Annotated in this window: 15 protein-coding genes; 12 read left to right on the top strand and 3 right to left on the bottom strand. The window is 61.6% G+C overall.

Going from position 1 to position 13563, the window contains the following annotated elements; all coding sequences use genetic code 11:
• Window position 1 precedes the first annotated feature (1 nt).
• The 9 genes from G5332_RS04670 (at window position 2) to G5332_RS04630 (ending at window position 6166) form a co-directional block, all read left to right on the top strand.
• The gene (locus G5332_RS04670; protein ID WP_005353459.1) at window positions 2-592 is read left to right on the top strand and encodes a cytochrome c3 family protein; all 591 of its coding nucleotides are present in this window, start codon (window positions 2-4) and stop codon (window positions 590-592) included.
• Between the two features lie 242 nt (window positions 593-834).
• Window positions 835-1341: a molybdenum cofactor biosynthesis protein B gene (gene moaB / locus G5332_RS04665; protein WP_064340970.1), complete on the top strand. Its 507-nt coding sequence runs from the start codon at window positions 835-837 to the stop codon at window positions 1339-1341.
• A 9-nt stretch (window positions 1342-1350) separates the two neighbouring features.
• Window positions 1351-1875 carry a cyclic pyranopterin monophosphate synthase MoaC gene (gene moaC / locus G5332_RS04660; RefSeq protein ID WP_421207955.1) on the top strand — a complete coding sequence of 175 codons (525 nt, stop codon included), beginning with the start codon at window positions 1351-1353 and terminating at the stop codon, window positions 1873-1875.
• Window positions 1872-2117, top strand: coding sequence for a molybdopterin synthase sulfur carrier subunit (gene moaD / locus G5332_RS04655; RefSeq protein ID WP_323913156.1), 246 nt, complete (start codon window positions 1872-1874; stop codon window positions 2115-2117). Before moaC ends, moaD begins: the two co-directional genes overlap by 4 nt.
• A 2-nt stretch (window positions 2118-2119) precedes the next feature.
• Window positions 2120-2593: a molybdopterin synthase catalytic subunit MoaE gene (gene moaE, locus G5332_RS04650; RefSeq protein ID WP_076495514.1), complete on the top strand. Its 474-nt coding sequence runs from the start codon at window positions 2120-2122 to the stop codon at window positions 2591-2593.
• Between the two features lie 87 nt (window positions 2594-2680).
• Window positions 2681-3409, top strand: a complete 729-nt coding sequence (gene modA, locus G5332_RS04645) for a molybdate ABC transporter substrate-binding protein (RefSeq protein ID WP_421311147.1) — start codon at window positions 2681-2683, stop codon at window positions 3407-3409.
• 111 nt (window positions 3410-3520) lie between these two features.
• The gene (gene modB / locus G5332_RS04640) at window positions 3521-4201 is read left to right on the top strand and encodes a molybdate ABC transporter permease subunit (RefSeq protein ID WP_005361814.1); all 681 of its coding nucleotides are present in this window, start codon (window positions 3521-3523) and stop codon (window positions 4199-4201) included.
• Window positions 4198-5298 carry a molybdenum ABC transporter ATP-binding protein gene (gene modC / locus G5332_RS04635; RefSeq protein ID WP_421311146.1) on the top strand — a complete coding sequence of 367 codons (1101 nt, stop codon included), beginning with the start codon at window positions 4198-4200 and terminating at the stop codon, window positions 5296-5298. Before modB ends, modC begins: the two co-directional genes overlap by 4 nt.
• A gap of 91 nt (window positions 5299-5389) precedes the next feature.
• Entirely contained in the window at window positions 5390-6166 is a 777-nt protein-coding gene (locus G5332_RS04630; RefSeq protein ID WP_421311145.1) for an alpha/beta fold hydrolase, read from the top strand.
• Window positions 6167-6236: 70 nt separating this feature from the next.
• On the opposite strand, the gene moeB is transcribed toward G5332_RS04630, so the two are convergent.
• The gene (gene moeB / locus G5332_RS04625) at window positions 6237-6992 is read right to left on the bottom strand and encodes a molybdopterin-synthase adenylyltransferase MoeB (protein WP_213386462.1); all 756 of its coding nucleotides are present in this window, start codon (window positions 6990-6992) and stop codon (window positions 6237-6239) included.
• Entirely contained in the window at window positions 6989-8215 is a 1227-nt protein-coding gene (gene moeA / locus G5332_RS04620) for a molybdopterin molybdotransferase MoeA (RefSeq protein ID WP_421311144.1), read from the bottom strand. Before moeA ends, moeB begins: the two co-directional genes overlap by 4 nt.
• Window positions 8216-8524: 309 nt before the next feature.
• Here moeA and folE point away from each other — a divergent pair, with 309 nt between their 5' ends.
• Together folE and G5332_RS04610 are read left to right on the top strand one after the other, a co-directional pair.
• Complete coding sequence (gene folE / locus G5332_RS04615; RefSeq protein WP_005344140.1) at window positions 8525-9181, top strand: GTP cyclohydrolase I FolE; 657 nt, start codon at window positions 8525-8527, stop codon at window positions 9179-9181.
• A gap of 411 nt (window positions 9182-9592) precedes the next feature.
• On the top strand, window positions 9593-11248 hold the full coding sequence (locus G5332_RS04610; RefSeq protein WP_421258134.1) for a methyl-accepting chemotaxis protein: 1656 nt from the start codon (window positions 9593-9595) through the stop codon (window positions 11246-11248).
• 72 nt (window positions 11249-11320) lie between these two features.
• Here G5332_RS04610 and G5332_RS04605 read toward each other — a convergent pair whose 3' ends face one another.
• Entirely contained in the window at window positions 11321-13051 is a 1731-nt protein-coding gene (locus G5332_RS04605) for a formate--tetrahydrofolate ligase (RefSeq protein ID WP_421311143.1), read from the bottom strand.
• Between the two features lie 67 nt (window positions 13052-13118).
• On the opposite strand from G5332_RS04605, the gene G5332_RS04600 reads away from it, so the two are divergent.
• Window positions 13119-13535 carry a hypothetical protein gene (locus G5332_RS04600; protein ID WP_421172022.1) on the top strand — a complete coding sequence of 139 codons (417 nt, stop codon included), beginning with the start codon at window positions 13119-13121 and terminating at the stop codon, window positions 13533-13535.
• Window positions 13536-13563 lie beyond the last annotated feature (28 nt).

Here is a 13563-nt window from a genome sequence, read left to right as displayed (position 1 = left end):
GATGAAATTACCCGGCTTTATCCAGCGTCTGTGGACCACCTTCAAGTCACCATCGAAGGCGGCTCTCTGGGTTATCTTGCTGATGGGCTTCTTCGGTGGCGTGATTTTCTGGGGTGGCTTCAACACCGCCATGGAAGCATCCAACACCGAGGCCTTCTGCACCAGCTGTCACGAGATGAAGGACAACGTGTTCGAGGAGTATCGCGATACCATCCACTACGCCAACCGCTCCGGTGTGCGGGCCAGCTGCCCGGATTGTCACGTACCCCATGAGTGGACCTACAAGATCATCCGCAAAGTGCAGGCTTCCAAGGAGCTGTGGGGCATGATCACCGGCAAGGTGGATACCCGCGAGAAGTTCGAGTCGCACCGACGCGAGATGGCGGAGCGGGAGTGGCAGCGGATGAAAGAGACTGATTCGCGCGAGTGCCGCAACTGCCACAACTTCGAGTACATGGACTTCTCCTTGCAGGGGCAGCGTGCCGCCAAGATGCACTCTACCAATCTGGCCAGTGGTGAAAGTACCTGCATCGACTGTCACAAGGGTATAGCTCACCAGCTGCCCGACATGACCGGGGTGAAAGGGTTCTGATCCTGCGACGACAGGCCGGGGTTGCCCGGCCTGCGTTTTGTTCATATATGGGACAAGCATCAGATTTGTGTGTCTTTTAAATCCCATATCTCGTGAAACCTTTGATAGAATCAGCCCGCCGTCACACGCTTGAGCAAGTTGGTCACCCCTGTCTGCGTCCGTTTTTGCGCCCTGACAGCTGGCCTCTCATACCCCTTCTCTTCCTGCCTCGTTGACGGCCCATAGCCACAAGGAGCTGCCCGATGGGACAGAAACACAACGCATTTATTCCCCTCAAGATCGCCGTGCTGACGGTTTCCGACAGCCGCACCGCCGCCGATGACAGCTCGGGCGACTATCTGGTCTCGGCCCTTACCGACGCGGGCCATCAGCTGGCCGATCGGGCACTCTGCCCCGACAACCTGTTTCGCATTCGAGCCCAGGTGAGCGAGTGGATCGCCGATGAAGGGGTGCAGGTGGTGCTGATTAACGGCGGTACCGGCTTCAATGAACAGAACCGGGTACCGGAAGCGGTCGGTGTGCTGTTCGAGCGCACCGTACAGGGTTTTGGCGAGATGTTCCGTCAACTCTCTTTTGCCGAGATTAAAGGCTCCGCCATGCAGAGCCGTGCGCTGGCGGGACTCGCCAATCGCACCCTGATCTGCTGTCTGCCGGGCTCCACCGGCGCCTGTCAGCTGGGTTGGGAGCAACTGATCCGCGATCAGCTCGATGCCCGCACCAAGCCGTGCAACTTTGTCTCCCACCTCTGAGAGCAAACGATGAACCAGACAGATACCAAGCAGACCCAGCCCAACCTGACGCATCTGAACCAGAGCGGTGAAGCCCATATGGTGGATGTGACCGACAAGCAGGTGACCGAGCGCGAAGCCCGTGCCGAGGCGTTTGTTGCCATGACCCCCGAGACGCTGGCGCTGATCCTGAGCGGCCAGCACCACAAGGGTGACGTGTTCGCTACCGCCCGCATCGCAGGCATCATGGCCGCCAAGAAGACCTCCGATCTTATCCCACTCTGCCATCCGCTGGCCTTGACCAAAGTCGAGGTGGAGATAGTGCCGCTGGCCGAGCAGAATCGGGTGCATATCCGCACCCTCTGCAAGCTCTCCGGCAAGACCGGGGTCGAAATGGAGGCGCTGACGGCGGCATCTGTTGCGGCGCTGACCATCTACGACATGTGCAAGGCGGTGCAAAAAGACATGGTGATCGAACAGGTGCGGCTGGTAGAGAAAAAGGGCGGCAAGTCCGGCCATTTTCAGCTGGGGTCAAATAGCGGGGAGCAAGCATGATCAAGGTACTATTTTTTGCGCAAGTAAGAGAGCTGGTGGCCTGCGATGAGCTGAACCTGCCGTGCGACTACGCCACCGCCGAACAACTGCGCGCAGCGCTCTGTGAGCGCGGCGACAAGTGGGCGCTGGCGCTGGAAGTAGGCAAGCTCTTGGTCGCGGTCAACCAGACCTTGGTGCCCCTCGATACCTCCATCAACGATGGCGATGAGGTGGCCTTCTTCCCACCGGTGACCGGAGGTTAAGGATGAGCGAGGCAACCATGACCGATCGCATTCTGGTGCAGCGGGAAGATTTCTCGCTGGCGGACGAATATGCCCGCCTCGCCACCCGCGCCGACAGTGGCGCCATCGTCACTTTTGTTGGCAAGGTGCGCGACTTCAATCAGGGGGAAGAGGTGAAGGGGCTGGCCCTCGAGCACTACCCTGGTATGACCGAGAAGGCGCTGGCCGATATCGTGCAGGAGGCCCGCCGCCGCTGGCCGCTGCAGGAGTGTACCCTCATTCATCGTATCGGCGAGCTGTGGCTTGGCGATCAAATCGTGCTGGTGGCGGTGAGCAGTGCCCACCGCGACGCAGCCTTTGATGCCTGCCATTTCATCATGGATTTCTTGAAAACCCGGGCGCCGTTCTGGAAAAAAGAGCTGACCGCCGAGGGTGTGCAACGCTGGGTCGAGGCCAAGGAGAGCGACAACGCCGCCGCTGCCCGCTGGCAAGCCTGACCTGTTCATCACGAGGGGCGCAGGTTCAACGGGAACCACGGCCCCGCCAAGGGGCGCGGATGTGCGGGCCCCATCAGGAGAAAGGGAATGAAACCGCTGTTATCTGTTGTCATCGCCGGCGTCTGCGCCGCCACCTTGCATACCGGTACCGTGCAGGCCGATGAAGTGAAAGTGGCTGTGGCTGCCAACTTCAAGGGAACCATAGATCGTATTGGCAAGGAGTTTACCGCCAAGACCGGCCACACCCTGGCCATCTCGTCTGCCGCCACCGGAGTGCTCTACACCCAGATCAGTCACGGCGCACCGTTCGATCTCTTCCTCTCCGCCGATGCGGCGACCCCCGAGAAGCTGGAAAAAGAGGGCAAGGGGAGCGATCGCTTCACCTACGCCATCGGCCAGCTGGGGCTGTGGAAGAAGGGGGGGCCGGCCCCTGACGAGGCGACCCTGCGTAGCTGGAAAGGCAACCTCGCCATCGCCAATGCCCGCACAGCTCCCTATGGTGCAGCCGCCATGGCGACCCTCACCCATCTCAAGATCGATACCAAGCAGTACCGGTTGCTGACCGGCGCCAACATCGGCCAGACCTGGCAATTTGTCGACACTGGCAATGCCGAGCTGGGCTTTGTCGCCTGGGCCAATCTGGTTGAGGCGGGCAAGACTGGTGAAGCCTGGGCAGTGCCTGCGAGCTTCTATCCCCCCATCGAGCAGCAGGGGCTGGTATTGAAGAAAGGTGCCGCGGTCGAGGCGCTGGTGGCCTGGCTCAAGGGGCCGGGTCAGGCGCAGATCAAGGCAGCTGGTTATGCCTTGCCCCAATAAGGGGATGGGCCTGATGCGATACCCTGAGTGGTCGGCCTTCGGGTCGGCCACTCTTTGCAATAAGGAGCGATACCATGCCGTTGGGGGCATTTATCAACCGGGAGGTCGGCAATGAGTGAAGGGGATCTGCTGGCGGTCTGGCTCACCCTGAAGCTTGCGGCTTGCACCACAGCGATTTTGCTGTTGCTGGCACCGCCGCTGGCCTGGTGGCTGTCGCGCAGTCAGAACCGGCTGCGGCCGCTGGTTGAGGCCTTGGTGGCACTGCCGTTGGTGCTGCCTCCCACGGTACTGGGTTTTTATCTGCTGCTCGCCTTCTCCCCCGAATATGGTTTCGGCGCTTGGTGGCGCGACACCTTTGGCGCCCCGCTCGCCTTCAGCTTTCTCGGCCTGCTGTTTGCCTCCATCCTCTATTCGCTGCCGTTTGTGGTGCAGCCGCTCACCTCCGCCTTCGTCAACATGGGCAACAAGGAGCTGGAAGCTGCTGCGACTCTGGGGCTCGGCCCGCTGGAGCGCTTCTTCCACATCATCTTGCCGATGACCCTGCCCAGCTTCGTAATGGCGGCGGCCCTTGGCTTTGCCCATACATTGGGGGAGTTTGGCGTGGTGCTGATGATTGGCGGCAATATCCCCGGCGAGACCCAGGTGCTCTCCATCGCCCTGTTTGATCATGTGGAGGCGATGGACTATCAGAACGCCCATATTCTGGCGGGCGGCCTGATGGCCTTCTCGCTGGTGATGCTGGTGCTGGTCTATGGTGTGTTGCAGCGCAGACAGCGGAGAGTGTTCGGATGAACCAGCCAGCTACTATTCCGCCAGTGAACGTGCCGCCCCGCCATGCCCTGAACCTCCATGCCCGGCGCGAGTTTGGCCCCTTTACCCTCGATTGCGCACTGATCCTCGAGCTGGGGGGGATCCTCGGCCTGTTCGGCCCCTCCGGCTGCGGCAAGAGTACACTGCTGCGCATTATCGCTGGGCTCGATCGCCAAAACGGGGATCGCTTGCGGTGGCGCGATCGGGAGTGCGCCGCGCTGCTGCCTGAAGCGCGCAGGATCGGGCTGGTGTTTCAGGACTCGCGCCTCTTTCCCCATCTGACGGTGCTCGGCAATCTGCAACTGGCGGCCCGCAAGGGGCGAGGGCGCTGGCAGCCCGAAGCGCTGGCGGCTCGGCTCGGTTTTGCCGATCTGCTGGGGCAGCCTGCCCATGCCCTCTCTGGCGGCCAACGCCAGCGGGTAGCATTGGGGCGGGCGCTGCTGGCCGAGCCTGATCTGCTGCTGCTCGATGAGCCTTTCTCGGCGCTCGATCGACGCAGCCGCATCCATCAGGCCCATGTGCTCAAGGGCTTGCAGCAGGAGAGCGGCATCCCGATGATCTTCGTCAGTCACGCCATGGAGGAGGTGAGCCTGCTCTGCGATCAGCTGGTGCTGCTGGAAAGTGGCAGGGTGGAGGCGCAAGGTAGGCCGAGCGAGATTTTCGCCCGAACCGACCTGTCACTCGCCAGCCGTGACGATGCCGGGGTGATGCTGGATGCGACCTTGGCCCACTATGATGACGACGAACAGATGGCGACCCTGCAGCTTGGTGAGCAGCAGTTGCGGGTCACCATGACCCATGTGCCGGATGAGAGCGGCCCATTGCAGATCAAGGTGGCCGGGCGGGATGTGGTGATTGCTACAGCACCTATCGAGCACTCCAGTCTCTCCAACTGTCTCGTCACCCGTCTGCTGGCGGTGCGCGAGGTGCGCCCCGGCCAGACCCTGTTGCAGTTGGCGCTGGGTGAGCAGATACTGCTGGCCCGGATCACCAGCCGCTCCGCCAGGCGGCTGGCGCTGGTGCCGGAGCTGCAGATCTACGCTTACATCAAGGCGGTGAGTCTGGTCAGCGAAGGCTGATTGGGCGCTGTGCTGATAACGTGGCAGGATGGCCACGGGCAACATAACAACGAGAGATGGTTCAGGTGATGAGTCGAGAGGCAATACACTGATGCGCCGCAATCAGGTGATGAAATTCAATGGTCTTGCCCTGCGCAGTGCGGGGGAGGGCCCTTTGCTGTTGCTGCTGCATGGGCTGGGCTCCTCGAGCCTCGACTGGCAGGCGCAGATCGAACGGTTTTCCGAACAGTACCGGGTGGTGGCGCTGGACTTGCGCGGCCACGGCCAGAGCATGCAGGAGGGGCCGTTCGATGTGGCGACCCTGGCAGCCGATGTGGTGAACTGGCTCGACGAGCAGCCAGAACCCGCCTGGGTGGTGGGATTGTCGCTGGGAGCCATGGTAGCGCTGGAGCTGGCGCTGCAACTGCCCCACAAGGTGCAGGGGCTGGTGCTGGTCAACGGTTTTAGCGAGTTTCTGCTGGAAACACCCAAAGAGCAGGAGCGTTACGCCCAGCGCCTCAAATGGCTGCGCTGGTTTGGCATGCGCCCGCTCGCCTGGTGGCTGGGACGCGAGCTCTTCCCGGGCCCGGATCTGGCGCAGGTGCGTCATACCTTCCGGCTGCGTTTCGTGCGCAATAAAAAGAAAACCTACAAGGCGCTGCTGGAGGCGCTACCGGGCTGGTCGGTGCGCGCCCGGCTTGGCTCCATCTGGCAGCCGGTGGCCATCATCTCCACCAGTCACGACTACCTGCCGCTGGCCAAACGGGTAGAGCAGTTTGCCGCCTTGCCCAACGCCACCATCCACACCCCCAACGGCCACCACGCCTGGCCTGCGGAAGACCCCTCGGGCTTTAATCACCTGTTGCAACGGATCCTCACGACCCATTGAGGAAGGGGTTGTTAGGTGCAGGTACCAAAAAGCCGAACCACAGGGTTCGGCTTTTTTGATCCCGTTTGCGTCAAGGATGGGAGCAGACGGGGCAGTCGGGGCGCTTGGGCAGCTTCATCTCGCGGAAGGTGCCGCTCAGGCCGTCGATCATCAGCAGGCGGCCGCTGTAGCTTTTGCCCATGCCTGCCAAGAGCTTGATAGCTTCCAGTGCTTGCAGGCTGCCCACCAATCCCACCACGGGGGCGAGTACACCGGCTTCGACGCAGGTGAGGGCCTGCTCGCCAAACAGGGCGCTGAGGCAGGCGTAGCAGGGTTCATCTTCCTGCCAGGTGAAGCTGCATAGCTGTCCCTCCAGCCGGATTGCGGCGCCACTGACCAGCGGCACCTTGTGCTGGCGTGCCTTTTGATTCAGCAGGTTGCGAATGGCCAGGTTGTCGGTGCAATCGAGCACCAACTGATGTCGGGGCAGCTGGGTATCGAGCAGCGCCTCATCGGCCACGGCAGCGTGGGTCTCCACCTTGAGCCAGGGGTTGAGGGCACGAAGCGACTGCGCTGCTGAGTCCACCTTGTAGTGACCGATGCGCTCATCGTTGTGCAGCACCTGACGCTGCAGGTTGGAGAGCTCCACCTTGTCGAAATCGACCAGGGTGAGCTGGCCAACCCCGGCCACCGCCAGATACTGGCTGGCGGCGCAACCAAGGCCACCGGCGCCGATCACCAGCACCCTGGCCTGCTTGAGCGCCTCCTGTCCCTCGAAGTCGAAGGATTTGAGGATGATCTGGCGGTTGTAGCGCAGCAGTTCGGCGTCGCTCAGGATCTCGCTCACAGCAGCAATCCCCCGAATGGCTCCACGGTCACCGTCTCGCCCGCGGCGACGCGGCCCCGCTCGCGCTCAAGAACGATGTAGCAGTTGGCTCGCGACAGGGAGCTGAACACGGCGGAGTCCTGCGAGCCGGTGCTGCGCACCTCGATGCCGTTCGGTCCCTGACTCAGGATGCCGCGCTGGAAGTCGAGTCGGCCCGGGCTCTTTTTGAGTGGCTCGGCCGCAATGGCTTGCAGCTGGAGCGGGCGCTCAAAGTGCCGGCCCGCCAGCTTGGCCAGCGCCGGTTGCACCAGCTGATCGAAGGTGACCATGGCGGAGACGGGGTTGCCCGGCAGGCCGAAGAACCAGGCGCGGGGCAGACGGCCAAAAGCAAACGGCTTGCCCGGCTTGATGGCCAGCTTCCAGAAGCCAATCTCCCCGAGCTCGTCCAGCAGTTGTTTGGTGAAGTCCGCTTCCCCCACCGAGACGCCGCCGGTGGTGATGAGTACATCGGCCTCTTCGTCGGCGCGGATAAAGGCGGCGCGTAGCTGGGCGGGATCGTCGGGGATGATGCCAAGGTCGAGGCAGTCGCAGCCCATGCGCGCCAGCATGGCCCGTACGCCATAGCGGTTGGAGTCATAGATATCGCCGTGGGCGAGCGGGGTACCAACCGGTTTGAGCTCATCACCGGTGCTGAAGATGGCCACTTTCAGCGGGCGACGCACCGTGACGGTAGCCACGCCGAGAGAGGCCAGCAGTGGCATTTCGCGCGGGGTGAGGCGAGTACCGGCTGGCAGCACGCAGGCGTCCTTGCCGATATCGCTGCCGGCGCGGCGGATATTCTGGCCCGGTTCGGGTTGTGCCAGAAAAGTGATCCGATCGCCGTCGGCCTGCGTTTCTTCCTGCATCACCACTGCATCCGTACCAGCCGGTACCGGAGCACCTGTCATGATACGCACGCAGTGGCCAGCGGGCCATTCACCCTGATAGGGCTGACCGGCAAACGCTTTGCCCGCCATGATGAGCGGGGTGCCGCTGGCGAGATCCGCAAGGCGTACGGCATAACCGTCCATGGCAGAGTTGTCGAAGGGGGGCACGGCGAGTGGGGAGGCGATATCACAGGCTAGTACCCGGCCAAGGGCATCTGGCAGGGGCAACTGCTCGCTGTTGCAGCAGCAGGCAAGTTGTTCCAGCATCCCTTGCAGGGCATCGCTTAAGGGGAGTAGTCCGCTGGTATCAAATCCCATCGTCATGACCTCTTTCTATGATTGAAGGCGGGATTATCACAAAATTCCCCGGGGATGGGCAGGTTATCTCGAGGGAATCTCGGGGTAATCGGCGCAAAAACGGGGGTAGATGGCCATAAAGTATGAGGTGACGCACAAGTTGACTTGAATCTTGGCGGCAATGGCCGTTTACTATGCCGCCATAACAGATGGCCACCACATCTCATGTGGCTACCATTACAGCGATGCCGTCGGCCCTGTGCGCCGCCATTACATAATGGGTTGCTCCTTGAGCTGCCCTCACAGTCCCTGAGCGTGGGAGAAAAGACAATGACAACCTTAAGTCCGGAAGCCTTGCTGGTCAGGGCTGCCCTCGAAGCCCAGGGACTGGAAACCCCCCTGGTTGCCAACGAGCTGAACAGTCAGCAGAAGCGGGAGAAGATCGAAGGCCATATGCGCTCCATCATGGAGACACTGGGGCTGGATTTGGCCGATGACAGTCTGGCCGAGACACCGCACCGCATCGCCAAGATGTACGTCAACGAGATCTTCTCCGGCCTCGATTATTCCACCTTCCCCAAGGTGACGGTGATCGAGAACAAGATGCAGGTGGACGAGATGATCATGGTGCGGGACATCAGCCTCACCAGCACCTGCGAACACCACTTCGTCACCATCGATGGCATGGCACATGTGGCCTATATCCCTCGCGGCAAGGTGATTGGCCTGTCGAAAATCAACCGCATCGTGCAGTTCTTCGCCCGCCGTCCCCAGGTGCAGGAGCGGCTGACCCAGCAGATCCTGCTGGCACTGCAGACCCTGCTCGGTACCAAGGATGTGGCCATCAGCATCAAGGCGACCCACTACTGCGTCAAGGCGCGCGGAGTGATGGATTCGACTTCTTACACCACCACCACCTCCCTCGGCGGGGTGTTCAAGACCCAGCCCGATACCCGGGCCGAATTTCTGGGCGGCCTGCGCGGATAAGATGGCGGTTGTTTTGTAACCGCCTTGCTGAATAAACGAGACGCCAGCAGCCATTGCTGGCGTTTTTCATTGGTCCCGGATGAGAGTGGCGGCCTGTAACGGCTTGACCCGCGCTGCTTGCCTTATGCAAACGTTATGCATTTTTCCGATTTATTCATCTGAGCGGTATATTTAATCGAACACGAAAAAAACCTCGTTTTCACCTTACAAAAAGTAACCGGTCAGACTCTTTCCGAACCGTCACAATCCGGTTACTCTAGCGCCCCCTCACGGCTCTCGCTGCCCCTCATGGAATTCAGAGATATTCATCAAGGTTGGATGGTGCACCACTGAACAGGTGGCCAGATAGTTCATGTCAGGAGGGCGTGAACCGGACGAGTGCTACGAATTTAACGACCACCAGGATATCCCATGAATACCAGTACCATGACCATAGGTAAAAAACTCACCGCCGGCTTTGCCGTGCTCGGTTTGATGGTCGCCTTTATCGGCGGTTTTGCCCTTGTCCAGTTTGGCAACATGAATGATGTTGCCATCCGGTTTACCGACAGCATCTTGCCAGCGGTCAATCGCACCAGCGCGATCGGGGATTCTCTCGGTGAGTTGCGTCGTTATGAGCTGGGTTATTTCGTGGTGGCCGCCGAGCCGCTGAAAAGGGCTGAATATCGGAATATTGCCAGTCAACAACTTAACTCGATCGCGCAGCAGCTGATTGCCCATGACAAGACGATCTGGCCTGAGGATGTGGCGGAGCGCCGTACCTTCGATACGGTGAAATCTGATTGGGATCGTTACGTCGCCCTGCACCAGCGAGTCACACAGCTGCAAGACAGCGATCAGCTTGCCGAAGCCCAACGCATCTTCCTTGAGGAGGGGGTTCCCCTTTACACCGCGCTGAGCAAGTCAGTGGCCTCCCTGATCCAGATTAACCATGGTTATGCGTCTGAATCCCGCAGTGACATTGTCGACTCTTATCAATCCGCCAATCTGAGTGTCACAATCGCGCTGGTGATTGGTCTGATCCTTGTGGTGGTGCTCTCAGTGGTACTGACTCGCCAGATCCGCGACCCGCTGATCATGCTGGCCCGTCAGGCCCAGCGTATTGCCAATGGCGATCTGGGTCAGGGCGAACTGCAGCAGTGGATCCGCGACAGCCGCTTCAACCGCGACGAACTGGGCCAGCTGGGTTCCGCCATCAACCGGATGCAGGGCTCCCTCTCCGATCTGGTGAGCGAGATCGCTGGCTCCGTGAGCCAACTCAGCAGTGCGGTGGAGGAGGTGAGCGCCATCTCCAGCCAGTCTGCCAGCGGCATGGCCATCCAGCAGAACGAAGTCTCCCAGGTGGCGACTGCCATGAATGAGATGCAGTCCACCGTCAACGAAGTAGCCCGCAACACCACGGATGCCATGAGCGCCGCCAAGGATGCCTCCCGCACCTCCGCTGCTGGCAGCGAAGTGGTGCGCAGCTCGATTACCAGCATCGAAGAGGTGTCGGTCAAGATTGAACAGGCGGGCATAGTGGTGCAGCAGCTGGAGGCCGACAGCGCCAACATCAGCGTGGTGCTGGATGTGATCCGCGATATCGCCGGTCAGACCAATCTGCTGGCCCTTAACGCCGCCATCGAAGCGGCCCGTGCCGGTGAGCAGGGTCGTGGTTTTGCGGTCGTTGCGGATGAAGTGCGTTCATTGGCCCAGCGTACCCAGGACTCCACCGCCGAGATCAGCAAGATGATCGAGCTCTTGCAGAGCCGCGCCGCCGAGGCGGGCAACGCCATGCAGCTGAGTCGTCACCAGATGCAGGAGAGTGTCGGTCTGGCACGGGATGCTGGTACCAGTATCGAGACCATCAACGGTGCCGTGGTGCGCATCACCGACATGAACACCCTGATCGCCACCGCCACCGAAGAGCAGAACGCGGTGACCGAAGAGCTCAACCGCAGCATCGTCAACATTCACAATGCCGCTGACGAGAATGCCCAGGGCGCTCATCAGATCGCCCAGGCTTGCGTCGAGCTGAGCAAGCTGGCCAACACCCTGCACCATATGACCCAGCGCTTCACCCTCTAAGGGTCGATGCATGGATAACAGAAGGCCCCGCCAATTGGCGGGGCCTTGTTGTTTCTGGCGTTGTGGAAGGGCTCAGCTCAGGCCGACTATCTCGCCGTTCTCATCGATATCGATATGGCGATAGGCAGGCAGACTGCCCAGCCCCGGCATGGTCATGATGGGGCCCGCCAGCGCATAGACGAACCCGGCACCGGCGCAGAGCTTCACCTCGTCGATGGGCACCTCGAAATCGGTCGGCACCCCTTTGAGGGCTGGGTCGTGGCTGATGGAGAGCGGCGTCTTGGCCACGCAGATGGGCAAGTGATCCCACCCTTCGGCGGAGAGCTGGGCCAGCTGCTGGCGGGCTTTGTCGGAGAGCTGCACTCCGCGGCCGCCGTAGCCGCACTCCACCAGGGTCGCCAGTTTGGCGTCGAGGCTCGCCTCGTCGGGGTAGAGCAGTTTCACCTTGCCGGGTTGCTCGCAGGCGGCGACCACGGCGCGGGCCAGCTCGCTGGCACCGGCACCACCCTGGGTGAAGGCGTTGGAGATGGCCGCGCCACAGGCACCGGCTTGCTGCGCTTCATGGGCCAGCAGCGCCAGTTCGGCCTCGCTGTCGGTGGGGAAGCGGTTGATGGCGACCACCACCGGCACCCCGTAGCGGCGGGCGTTCCGGATATGCCAGGCGAGGTTGGCGCAGCCCTGCTTGAGGGTCGGCAGATCTTCCCCCTGCAGGCTGGCTGGTAGCGGCTGGCCCGGACGGATATCGAGCAGACCGCTGTTGGCCTTGAGACCGCGCACCGTGGCTACCAGCACCACGCAGGCGGGGGTAATGCCGGATTGGCGGCTCTTGATGTTGAAGAACTTCTCCAGCCCCATGTCGGAGCCAAAACCTGCTTCGGTCACCACATAGTCGGTCAGGCCAAGGGCGATGCGATCGGCGATCACCGAGGAGTTGCCGTGGGCGATGTTGGCAAAGGGGCCGGCGTGCACCAGCACCGGCGTCTGCTCGGTGGTCTGCATCAGGGTCGGTTGCAGCGCATCTTTGAGCAGCACCGTCATGGCGCCCGCCACTTCCAGCTGTTCGGCGGTAATGGGCTTGCCGTGGATATCGCGGGCCAGCTGGATGCGGCCGATGCGCTGGCGCAGGTCTTTCAGCTCGCTCGCCAGCGCCAGAATGGCCATCAGCTCGGAGGCGGCGGTGATGACGAAGCGATCGCTGCGCTCCACACCATCGGCAGCGCCCCCCTGCCCAATCGTGAGGTGGCGCAGGGCGCGGTCATTCATGTCGAGGGTGCGCGGCCAGAGGATGTTATCTGCATCGATATCGAGCCGCGGCAGGCCGGTTTTGGTGGTGAACTGGTCGCCGAGTTTGCGCTCATGGAACAGGCGGGCATCGAGGGCTGCCGCCGCCAGATTGTGGGCTGCAGTCAGGGCGTGAAAATCGCCGGTGAGGTGGAGGTTCATCTCCTCCATCGGCACCACCTGGGCGTGGCCGCCACCGGCAGCCCCCCCCTTGACCCCGAATACCGGGCCGAGGCTCGGTTGGCGGATAGTGGCGATGCTGGGCTGGCCGATATGGTTGAGCCCCATGGAGAGGCCAAGGGTGGTCACCGTTTTCCCTTCACCGAGCGGGGTAGGGGTGATGGCGCTCACCAGTACCAGCTTGCCGCTCTGTGTGGGCTGAGACGTGAGCAGGTCGAGGCTGAGTTTGCCTTTGTAGTGGCCATGAGGGCTGAGCAGGCGCTGGGGGATGGCGAGGCGTTCGGCCAGCGCGTGAATGGAGAGACGGGGGGACTGGCGGGAGATCTCGATATCGCTTAGCATCAGCACCTCGTTGGCATATCGGGGTAAAATATGCGGCGCAGTCTAGTGGAATATAACGGGTAATCCAATGACGAAAACGATTTTATTTGGTGGGGGTGAGGTTCGTCAGAATCCTGTTCTGCTGGATCTCAACGCACTTTATCATCCCCCCAAGCAGCCGATGACGGCGCTGGGGATTGTCAGCGCGCTGGTGCCGTTGTTCGGTTTCGGCTGGCAGGCGATGACCCAGGACCCCGAAACCCAGCTGCGCCACGAGATCCGCAAACGGGTCAACAAGCACAAGACCGACGAGGCAAACCTCATTTTGATCCTGCAGCTGGCCGCCATGTTTGACTGCCCCGAGATTGAAGTGGCGCTCCCCTATGCCCTGAGTGAGCCGCAGTTGTCGGTGATACGCACCCGACTGCCACGCTGGCAGCTAAGCCTCGAGCAGGAGCGTCTGCTGGCGAAGCTGGTTCCGGCCGCGGCCCCTTGCCAGCGCTAGGTTGCAAGCCGGGCCAGCAGGCCGGACA

It is taken from the genome of Aeromonas sp. 603757 (assembly GCF_049171255.1).
GTDB classification, from domain to species: Bacteria; Pseudomonadota; Gammaproteobacteria; order Enterobacterales; family Aeromonadaceae; genus Aeromonas; species Aeromonas veronii_A.
Note: the sequence above shows the minus strand (reverse complement) of the source record. Positions and strands in the feature narration are given on the sequence as shown.

Coding starts and splice junctions, on each gene's coding strand:
- G5332_RS04670 (WP_005353459.1), top strand. CDS start 2: ATGAAATTACCCGGCTTTATCCAGCGTCTGTGGACCACCTTCAAGTCA.
- modC (WP_421311146.1), top strand. CDS start 4,198: ATGAACCAGCCAGCTACTATTCCGCCAGTGAACGTGCCGCCCCGCCAT.
- G5332_RS04610 (WP_421258134.1), top strand. CDS start 9,593: ATGAATACCAGTACCATGACCATAGGTAAAAAACTCACCGCCGGCTTT.
- folE (WP_005344140.1), top strand. CDS start 8,525: ATGACAACCTTAAGTCCGGAAGCCTTGCTGGTCAGGGCTGCCCTCGAA.
- G5332_RS04605 (WP_421311143.1), bottom strand. CDS start 13,051: ATGCTAAGCGATATCGAGATCTCCCGCCAGTCCCCCCGTCTCTCCATT.
- G5332_RS04630 (WP_421311145.1), top strand. CDS start 5,390: ATGCGCCGCAATCAGGTGATGAAATTCAATGGTCTTGCCCTGCGCAGT.
- moaD (WP_323913156.1), top strand. CDS start 1,872: ATGATCAAGGTACTATTTTTTGCGCAAGTAAGAGAGCTGGTGGCCTGC.
- moaC (WP_421207955.1), top strand. CDS start 1,351: ATGAACCAGACAGATACCAAGCAGACCCAGCCCAACCTGACGCATCTG.
- modA (WP_421311147.1), top strand. CDS start 2,681: ATGAAACCGCTGTTATCTGTTGTCATCGCCGGCGTCTGCGCCGCCACC.
- modB (WP_005361814.1), top strand. CDS start 3,521: ATGAGTGAAGGGGATCTGCTGGCGGTCTGGCTCACCCTGAAGCTTGCG.
- moaB (WP_064340970.1), top strand. CDS start 835: ATGGGACAGAAACACAACGCATTTATTCCCCTCAAGATCGCCGTGCTG.
- moeA (WP_421311144.1), bottom strand. CDS start 8,215: ATGGGATTTGATACCAGCGGACTACTCCCCTTAAGCGATGCCCTGCAA.
- moaE (WP_076495514.1), top strand. CDS start 2,120: ATGAGCGAGGCAACCATGACCGATCGCATTCTGGTGCAGCGGGAAGAT.
- G5332_RS04600 (WP_421172022.1), top strand. CDS start 13,119: ATGACGAAAACGATTTTATTTGGTGGGGGTGAGGTTCGTCAGAATCCT.